This is a genomic window from Paenisporosarcina sp. P4_E4_2 (assembly GCF_056401595.1).
Genome location: NZ_JBFUJC010000106.1, coordinates 1 through 9332, shown reverse-complemented (window position 1 = coordinate 9332; position 9332 = coordinate 1). Strand labels below are relative to the sequence as shown.

At 39.8% G+C, this 9332-nt stretch carries 11 protein-coding genes; 4 read left to right on the top strand and 7 right to left on the bottom strand.

What is annotated here, in order from left to right; translation table 11 throughout:
* Window positions 1–327: 327 nt before the first annotated feature.
* Together AC1DSB_RS09465 and AC1DSB_RS09460 are read right to left on the bottom strand one after the other, a co-directional pair.
* The gene (locus AC1DSB_RS09465) at window positions 328–513 is read right to left on the bottom strand and encodes an SE1561 family protein (RefSeq protein WP_016429246.1); all 186 of its coding nucleotides are present in this window, start codon (window positions 511–513) and stop codon (window positions 328–330) included.
* A 329-nt stretch (window positions 514–842) separates the two neighbouring features.
* The gene (locus AC1DSB_RS09460) at window positions 843–1223 is read right to left on the bottom strand and encodes an OsmC family protein (protein WP_016429245.1); all 381 of its coding nucleotides are present in this window, start codon (window positions 1221–1223) and stop codon (window positions 843–845) included.
* A gap of 83 nt (window positions 1224–1306) precedes the next feature.
* Here AC1DSB_RS09460 and AC1DSB_RS09455 point away from each other — a divergent pair, with 83 nt between their 5' ends.
* Window positions 1307–2485, top strand: a complete 1179-nt coding sequence (locus AC1DSB_RS09455; protein ID WP_477531739.1) for an MFS transporter — start codon at window positions 1307–1309, stop codon at window positions 2483–2485.
* A 39-nt stretch (window positions 2486–2524) separates the two neighbouring features.
* Here the strand turns inward: AC1DSB_RS09455 and ypfJ are convergent, their stop codons facing one another.
* From ypfJ to AC1DSB_RS09435, 4 genes are all read right to left on the bottom strand, one after another.
* Window positions 2525–3373, bottom strand: coding sequence for a KPN_02809 family neutral zinc metallopeptidase (gene ypfJ / locus AC1DSB_RS09450; RefSeq protein WP_477586569.1), 849 nt, complete (start codon window positions 3371–3373; stop codon window positions 2525–2527).
* Window positions 3374–3559: 186 nt separating this feature from the next.
* Window positions 3560–4933 (bottom strand): 23S rRNA (uracil(1939)-C(5))-methyltransferase RlmD, encoded by a 1374-nt coding sequence (gene rlmD / locus AC1DSB_RS09445; protein WP_477586567.1) that lies wholly within the window; start codon window positions 4931–4933, stop codon window positions 3560–3562.
* Between the two features lie 51 nt (window positions 4934–4984).
* A complete protein-coding gene (gene pdaA, locus AC1DSB_RS09440; RefSeq protein WP_477586565.1) occupies window positions 4985–5788 on the bottom strand; it encodes a delta-lactam-biosynthetic de-N-acetylase in 804 nt (267 codons plus the stop codon).
* 48 nt (window positions 5789–5836) lie between these two features.
* Window positions 5837–6736, bottom strand: coding sequence for a TIGR01777 family oxidoreductase (locus tag AC1DSB_RS09435; protein WP_477531743.1), 900 nt, complete (start codon window positions 6734–6736; stop codon window positions 5837–5839).
* Between the two features lie 115 nt (window positions 6737–6851).
* On the opposite strand from AC1DSB_RS09435, the gene recX reads away from it, so the two are divergent.
* From recX to AC1DSB_RS09420, 3 genes are read left to right on the top strand one after another with little or no spacing between them, the layout of a single operon-like run.
* A complete protein-coding gene (gene recX, locus AC1DSB_RS09430; protein WP_477531744.1) occupies window positions 6852–7664 on the top strand; it encodes a recombination regulator RecX in 813 nt (270 codons plus the stop codon).
* On the top strand, window positions 7654–7986 hold the full coding sequence (locus tag AC1DSB_RS09425; protein WP_016429238.1) for a YfhH family protein: 333 nt from the start codon (window positions 7654–7656) through the stop codon (window positions 7984–7986). Before recX ends, AC1DSB_RS09425 begins: the two co-directional genes overlap by 11 nt.
* Window position 7987: 1 nt before the next feature.
* Window positions 7988–8257 (top strand): YfhJ family protein, encoded by a 270-nt coding sequence (locus AC1DSB_RS09420; protein ID WP_016429237.1) that lies wholly within the window; start codon window positions 7988–7990, stop codon window positions 8255–8257.
* A 69-nt stretch (window positions 8258–8326) separates the two neighbouring features.
* Here the strand turns inward: AC1DSB_RS09420 and AC1DSB_RS09415 are convergent, their stop codons facing one another.
* Window positions 8327–9307, bottom strand: a complete 981-nt coding sequence (locus tag AC1DSB_RS09415; RefSeq protein WP_477531745.1) for a metal-dependent hydrolase — start codon at window positions 9305–9307, stop codon at window positions 8327–8329.
* Window positions 9308–9332 lie beyond the last annotated feature (25 nt).

Genomic DNA, 9332 nt, shown 5'->3' with positions numbered 1-9332 from the left:
GTGTTGACCCCTCTCATACATTGCTTAGTCATAATTCCACTCTCCATTATACTCTTTYCAGTTGGCTAAAAAAAGGAATGGATGTCGAAAGGAGGGAGGGGGTAAGGAGAAGTTGGATGCGAATGGACAGAAAGAGATTTGGATGGACGTAAAACCATTGCAGATGGTCATAAACCGCCTCTGACTGGACATAAATCAAATGCGAACCGACAGAAATGGTCTGCGATTAGTCAAAAAAACATTTCATAGCCTAACATTTCATTTGAACTAAAATAGAATTTGGAACATAAAAAAGAGAGCACCCATATATAGGCACTCTCCATGTGTTCATTCAGGACGGTTTTTAAATTGTTCCATCTTTTCTTCTAAGTCATCCATCATCGCAATTAAGCGATCAATGTCTTCAAGTTCAGTCGTTTCTGGTTCAATTGAATCTAATACTTCTAAGAAAATGTGAAGACGTTCTTTTAAGTATGTGACTTGTTGGTCTTTGTTTGAAATTGACTTGCCCATGTGAGCCACCTCGCTTTACACATACATCGTAGCCCATATGCAATGATTTTTCAACTGTCAGTAGGACTTAGGAAATATTTTAATATTAAATGTATTTTGAATATTTACAAAAGTTAATTAACGTGTTAAAGTTAATTTACTTCAACAAGAGAGGGGAGGCCGTAGTGAATAGTCGAAACCAATCAATCAGTTAGAAGGAGGGGGTTCGAACATTTCACCGGCACAATAGCCGTGAATCGATATATGGATACTCAATTGGATATTAGTGATATTTAGAAGGCTCAGCCAATCATCTGTTCGCAGATCATCGACTGAGCCTTCATCAATGTCTAAATAAGTTCGAACGTTTCTACGACTTCAATTGATTGGTCTACAGAACGGACCATAGAACAATTTTTCTTCGTCAGAATCATTGCTTTTTCAACTTTCGCTTCCTCGAGTTGACCTCTTAATTTGAAATGGATGTGCACTTTTTCGAGTCGATTTGCTTCTTCAGGGTTGCGCAACACTTCCAATACTTCAATCTCCATATCCTCAATCGGCATACGCATCTTCTCACATACTTTTCGAAGAACGCCGCCACTACAGCCTACAAGAGACGAAACAATTAATTGGTAAGGTCTAAATCCTTTTGTTTCATCTCCTGAAATCGTTAATTTTCCAAACTCCAACTCTGTTTCTAATCCATATTCTGTCATCACATACTTCAACGCAAATCCCTCCTTTATGATAGAATTGTACCGAAACTTGGTTGAAATGAATATAATTTCAACCCGTACGCAGGAGGACCTTCATGAATCAGTTTACAGCCTTAGAAAAAAGAAGATTTTGGATTTTAGTGGTCATTGTTTCGATATCTGGATTTTCGCAAGGAATGCTGTTGCCACTCATTTCTGTAATTTTCGAACAAGATGGACTTTCTTCTTCATTGAACGGTTTGAACGCAACAGGGCTATATATCGGAACACTTTTAATTTCTCCATTTATGGAACAGCCACTTCGAAGATTTGGTTATAAGCCCATAATCCTCATCGGAGGGATGTTGGTTTTTGTATCATTGCTGTTATTTCCGCTATGGAAAAGTGTTGTTTTTTGGTTTATTTTGCGATTGTTCATTGGAATAGGAGACCATGCACTTCATTTTTCGACTCAGACATGGATTACAAGCTTTTCGCCACAAGAACGCTTAGGGCGCAATATCGCATTATACGGACTGTCATTCGGAATTGGTTTCGCAGCAGGTCCTTTATTTTTGCCACTCGTTTATATTTACGAAGGCTTGCCGTTTATCATATCGGGGATTTTATGTATGTCCGCTTGGTCACTCATATTTTTTGTAGATAATGAATTTCCCGGGCATATTCATGAAACATCCACAATGCGAGGGACATGGGCACGTTTTGGGGCAACCATTGGATTTGCTTGGGTAGCTTTTATCCCTCCGTTTAGTTACGGATTTTTGGAGTCCAGCTTGCATGCCATTTTCCCAGTCTACGCGTTGCGAAATGATGTCAATGTGTCTATGGTTTCCATTATATTGGCTGCATTTTCAACAGGTGGAATCCTTTCGCAGTTACCATTAGGTGCTCTAAGTGATCGAATCGGCAGAAAGAAAGTCGTATTATTTTCGTTGTTTGGCGGCGCGTTCTCTTTTAGTTTGGCAGCCATGTTAGAGAATAATGTTTGGACACTTATCGGTGCATTTCTACTCGCTGGTTTGTTCGTCGGGTCAACATTTTCTCTTGGTATTTCTTACATGGCGGATTTGACGCCTAAAGCTTTATTGCCATCAGGGAATTTACTATGCGGCATTTTCTTTAGTATCGGCAGCTTGACCGGACCATTTTTGGGCGGTGTGTTTCTGGAGTACTTTAAAGACTTCAGTTTTTTATGGCTTATTTCGTTATTTTTATTGACGTTAAGTTTATTAAGCTTGTTGAAGCCCAAAAAACAGCATGTCCAATCGAGTTGAGATTCGATGGGACATGCTGTTTTCAGTTATGAGAGGTCATTATAGATTTTTTGCTTTAAATGTATCACCATCTTCAATTGTTCCCGCTTCATATCCTTTTTTGAACCAACGCATGCGTTGCTCAGAAGTACCATGTGTAAAACTTTCCGGCACGACGTATTTTTGCGTTTTCTTTTGAATATTATCATCACCTACTGCACTTGCAGCAGTAATCGCTTCTTCAATATCGCCTACTTCTAAGTAGCCTTGACCTTCTGCGTAATGGGCGAAAACGCCAGCATAATAGTCCGCTTGCAACTCCAGACGTATTAAATATTGATTGAACTCTTCTTCACTCATTTTATTGCGAAGTGCCATTACTTCCTTATTTGTACCTAAAAGTGTTTGCACGTGGTGACCAACTTCATGGGCAATAACATAAGCCATTGCAAAGTCACCAGGAGCTTGGAATTTTTTATTCAATTCTTCATAAAAGCTTAAATCAATATAGAGTTTATAATCACCTGGACAATAAAATGGTCCTACGGCTGAGCCTGCTGCTCCACAAGCGGATTGGACTTGACCGTTATACAATACCATGACCGGTTCCTGATATTCCGATCCTTTTTCTTTGAAAAGCTCGCTCCATACAGTTTCGGTGTCTGCCAGGACAACTKAAACGAAATCCGCCAGTTCTGTTTCTTGTTCGGTTTCTTCGTATTGACCTGCTTGGTTCGTATCAGTGCCTTGTATATTATTCAAAATATCACCGGGACCACCGCCACCGATTAGCGTAATAATAATGACAATCACTAGACCAATTCCACCGCCGGCAATTCCTATTCCACCAGCACCCATCCTTCTGCGATCTTCTACATTTGTACTTTGTCCTCGACCTCTCCACTTCATAGCAATTCCTCCGTCTATCCAATTTAGCTTTATATTCGTAGTAACTTATTGTCTTTATTCCCTAGAATTAAAAATAATAATCCTTGATATTAAACAAAAAGAAAAAGCATGCCCAATTGAGCATGCCAGAAATTTTTATTTATTATGAGACTATATTAAATGATTTTAGTGTTTATCCTTTAATGATTATTTACGTTCCAACAATGTGACGCTTTCGATTTGAGCCGTTTGAGGGAACATATCGATAGGTTGGATATAGACGATATTGTAAACCTTACGCAATTCGCTTAAATCTTTTGCTAAAGTGGATGGATTACATGACGTATAGACAAATCTTTTTGGTCGCACATTTAAAATAGTGTGCAATAAACTGTCCGCTAAACCGGTCCGAGGTGGATCTACAGTTAGGACATCAGGGGAGAACCCTTCACGGCTCCATGTGGCAAGCCACTCTTCAGCAGTGCCAGTCTCGTAAGTAGCGTGAGTGAATCCATGCTTCTCTGCGTTTTTCTTTGCATCGTAAATACTATCCGCAATGATATCCATTCCTCGTACTTCTTTTGCTTGATCGGCTAACCATAAGCCAATTGTTCCAACACCACAGTAAGCATCGACAACGGTTTCTTTACCTGTTAATGCTGCAGCCGATTTAATTTCGTTATATAAACGAACGGTTTGAGYGGGATTCAATTGGAAAAATGCTCGTGCAGATAAATCAAATGAAAGTTCACCTAATTCTTCATGGAGTGTTTTCTTGCCATGAAGAACTATTGTTCGCTCGCCAAAAATTAAGGAAGTTTGCTTCGGATTGACATTTTGGACAATCGAGACAATGGCAGGATCTATGGTCGCCAATTTATCAATGAGTAGTTGACGTTTCGGCATTTCTGCAAGTGTAGTGACAAGTACTAACTGAATTTCACCTGTTTGAATGCCGGTACGGACCACAATTGTTCGTACTAGACCATTGCCGGTTTCACTATCATAAATCGGTATTTTAAGTTTCTCTAGAATTCTTTTTACTGCATTCGTCACAAGTGTTGTATGTGGATGTTGCACGATACACTCATCGATATCCAATAACTGATGTGTACCTTCCGCAAATAGACCAGCTTTTACTTTCTTGCCGTCTTTACGTACTTGGAATTGACTTTTGTTGCGATAATGCCATGGATTATCCATGCCGATTGTCTGGCGCACTTCGATATCATTGGCAATGTCTTTTACGTATCGTTCAAGTGATTGCACAATCAAATCACGTTTTTCTTTAAGCTGTTGTTCATAAGTCATATGCTGCAATTGACACCCACCGCAGGCTTCATAAACAGGGCAGGGTGCTTCTTGACGGTGAGGTGAGGCCTTACGGATCTTTAGAATGCTTGCTTCAGCAAAATTGCGCTTGACTACTTGTACTTGAGCGGTCACTTCTTCTCCTGGAAGAGCGCCTGTAACGAAGACGACATTGCGCTTATAATAGCCAATGCCTTCTCCATTAATGCCAAGGCGTTTGATTGTCAGCGGGAATTTTTGACCAACTTCGATTATGTTTTCTTGTGACAAATGTTTTCACGTCCTTTACTACTGGTTTCTACAGTATATAGGACAGACCAGTTAATGAAAAGACAACGGGAATTCGATTGCTTCATTTACCAATGCGTCTAACGATGAAAATGTGTAGCCTTTCGCTTTGGCATCACGAATAAAATCGGGTAAAGCGGCTGCATTATCCGGAGAAACCGTATGCATCAAAATTATGGCACCTGGATGAAGTTGGTTCATTAAATGGTTGTATGCATAAGCCTTTCCTTGTGGACGATCAGCATACCAATCAACGAAAGCGACAGACCAGAACATATGGCGATAGCCGAGCTCGTTCCCATAGGCAAGTAATTTTTCACTGAAAACACCTTCAGGAGGCCGTGCAAAATATGTTCTCTTCACGCCCGTTTTTTCGGCAAGAATCTGATCGAATTTTTCCCATTCTTCTTTCATTCGTTCTTCCGATAAATTAGCCATATTTGGATGGCCATACGAATGATTTCCTATTTGATGGCCTTCCTTCACCATACGTTGGACCAGGTCCGTCGCACTTTCTACATAATGACCTGTCAGAAAAAAAGTGGCAGGTGCTTTTTCTTTTTTCAATGTATCTAAAATAGATGCAGTGTAGCCATTTTCATAGCCATTGTCGAACGTAAGGTATAGGATTTTTTCATCGGGAGACCCTTTGTAGTAGGCTCCATATTTTTTCAAGAGTTCATCAAATGCACTCCCGGCTTGAGCTTGTTCTTCCTGTTTTGATTTTTTGAATCCCCAAYTAAGAGATTCGGCATCTACTTGAAATGGATTCAATAAAATGCCCAGAGTTAATATTGCACATGAGGCAATGACGCCTACGGTATGTTTCCACCACATAAAAACGCAACCTTTCTTTTTAAGATAGGTTGCGTTTTCTCTGAAATGTTATGCATAAATATTTTTAAGCGCCTGTTGCAAATCTGGATAAGTGAATTTAAAACCATGGGTTAACAATTTATCGGGAATAACTCTTTGTCCTTCCAAAACAAGTTGACTCTTGTCACCAAGTACAAGTTTCAATGCAAGGGAAGGTACGGGCATCCAATGAGGTCGCTGTAAAACTTTGCCCAAAATTCCCCCAAAATCATTCATTTGTTTCGGATCTGGCGCTGTTACGTTAAAAGGACCTGAAAAATCTTTATTTTCAATTGCATAAAGAATGGCTTTGGCGACGTCAGCTACATGGACCCATGATACCCATTGAAGGCCAGTTCCGACTTTTCCTCCGACACCCATTTTATAAGGTAAAGCCATAAGGGGAAGAGCACCCTGATCTTTTCCAAGGATTATGCCAAAACGTGCGCAAGCCACACGTGTCCCAAATTGCTCCGCTTCCGTCGCTTTACTCTCCCAGTCCTCAACTGTTTTTGCCAGGAAATCCGATCCACGATAAGACGAATGTTCGGTATATGTTGCATGTTCAGAAGGGGGATAAATCCCGATTGCGCTTGCATTAATCAAAACGGAAGGCTTTTTCGTCACTTCTTTAAAAATGCGCAGAACTTCATTTGTTGCATTCATTCTGCTTTCATAAATTTTTTGTTTTTGTTCCGAAGTCCAGCGACCTTCATTAATTGATGCACCGGCTAGATTAATCCAAGCATCCATGCCTTCAACCTGTTCTTCAGGTTTAGCACCATCTGTAAGCCATTTGACCATATGTACCGAGCCGTCGGATTGTTTATCCGAACGCGTTAAAATAAACACTTCATGTCCTTTGTCGGTTAGTTGCTTCGTTATCTCCTGTCCGACAAATCCACTTCCTCCAGTAATCGCTATTTTCATTTAATATAATCCTCCTTTATAAAGCTGTTAGATGTATAATACCCTTTCTTCTATAAGTGTACGCAAATGAATGTGCCTCTAATAATGTGTATACTTGTTACATGAGGTGATAGTTGTGACAGTCATTACGAAAATCATGCGTCAAAAAAATAATCCTGAACGTTATAATATTTATATAGAGGAAAAATACGCATTTGCGGTAGATGAATCGCTTCTTATAAAGTACCAATTATCGAAAGGCAAAGTGCTGGAGGATTGGGAAAGAGATGAAATCGTCTATGACGACGAAGTGCGAAAAGCATTTAACAAAGCACTTCAATTCTTGAGTTTCCGTATGCGGAGTGAACACGAAGTTAAGAAGAAACTGCTTGATGCTGAATACGGAGAAGCCGTTGTTTTGGAAGCCATTCAAAAATTGTATCAATTGAATTTTTTGAACGACGAATCCTTTTCTAAAGCATTGCTTGAAACGCAAAAGAAAACAAGTAAAAAAGGTCCTCGTGCCATCCAACAGGAACTCAAGAAAAAAGGAATCGATAAATCGTTGCAAGAAGAAGTGCTTGAAACTTATACGGAAGAAGACCAAATTGAAATTGCAAAAGGTCTGGCTGCAAAAATAGCCAACCAGAATTCATCCAAAACGCCAATGCAAGTAAAGCAAAAAATTCAGGACACCTTGTTGCGTAAGGGATACTCTTATGCCATTATTAGCAAAGCTATTGAAGATATTGAATTTGAAACAGAACCAGAAGAATGGGAAGAAATGATTGCAGATCAAGGAGATAAAATCTGGCGGAAATTCTCTTCGAAATATACCGGGTTTGATCGTAAACGCAGAGTGAAGCAAGCCTTGTATGTAAAAGGTTTCCCTGCAGAACAAATCGAAATGTTTATTGGAAAAAAGGAGCTCGAAGAAGATGGAAATTGAAAAAAAATATAGTCAGATGTCCGAACAGGAATTACGCCAAGCAATCGCCAAATTACTGGAACAGGCACGTAAAGCGAGTCAGCTTGGTCATGTAAACGAATATGCTGTTCTGGAACGTAAAGCAATTATGGCACAAGCTTATTTAGTAGATCCTGCATCGATTGTACCTGGAGAAATGTATCGGATTGAAGGAGATCCAGGAGTCTTTTTCCAAGTGGATTACTTAAAAGGGCGTTTTGCTTGGGGCTACCGACTTGGTGGGGAAAAATTTACTGAAGCATTGCCGATATCCATGCTAAAACCATTGAAGGAGGGAAAATAATATGCAACAGCAAATCGAACAATTAGTTCAAGAACTTGCAGCAAAGAATGAGTCATTATCTGTCGCCAAAGCACGTGTGTGGATTGAATTACTATGGTCAGATTTTGAATCATCTTACGCAAAAGCGGGCTATGATTATAAAGGTACCGAAGTTACTGAGAAAGTAATTCGTCAATGGATTGAAAGCTATGGAGAACGGATTCATGAATTTGCAGGTAACAATCCGAAATATGCTCATTTGCTACAAGTGGACAACGATTCACAACAATAAGAAAAGATTTGTTAACCGATTATGGTTATCGAATAAGAAAAGTACACGACATCGAGTGTCGTGTACTTTTTAGTTTGAAAGGAAATCCAATTTTTTATGAAGTTTTTCTTCACTGAAAATCCAGCCTGTATAAGAATTAACGATTTCCAGATCTTCATTTAAATGAGCAACAGCTACGAATGGGTAATAATCATTGCTGCGATAACGCAAATCAATGAGACGAACTTCATGAATGTGATCATGATCTGTAATTTCCCAACGGTATATAGGAGAGAATGAGATGAAAGCTTGCAAGTTCTTGTCTTTCAATGCAGCTTTCACAAGGGGAGAATCTGGTATCGTTTTACGTTCAAAGCGATCGTAAATATTGATTGAACGTCCATAAGCTCTACCTACATAGTGATGCGTTTTAGAGATTGCTGCAATACGCCATTGGAAAAAACGAATCGTTGGTGCGATGATGATTTCTTCCGCCGTAGGAATCGTATTTTTGACTGCATGTCTGACTGCATGCTGGACCGCAAACCTAAGAAGGTAATATACAAAAACAATTGTATATAGCAAAAGCATTGTATATACCGGATTTGCACCGAATGCCCAGAACAACAAGGCGACCACATGCAAACCAAAAATGATGGGATCAAATGTATTGATTACTCCAAGAGCCACCCATTTATTTGAAAATGGACGCAGTGCTTGCGTTCCGTATGAATTGAATATGTCCACAAAAACATGGAGAAATACGGCCAGAAATGTCCATAACCATAAATGCATTAGGTCTGCACTCGGCATAATTAAATGAAGGACGCCGGAAATCGCCAAAGGCCATAGCAAGACAGCCGGAATGGAATGGGTAATGCCACGATGATGGCGAATATATACCGCATTATTTCTTAATTTCAGGACCGTATCAAGGTCAGGAGCCTGAGAACCGATAATGGTTCCTGCAATGACGGCTGTGGCGGTCATGGAATGGTTAGCAACCACTGGGTCAATCATGGCTAGTCCACCTAAAGCGATTCCCATAACAACATGAGTACCTGTATCCAACTGTATCAACTCCTTTTGTATGGAG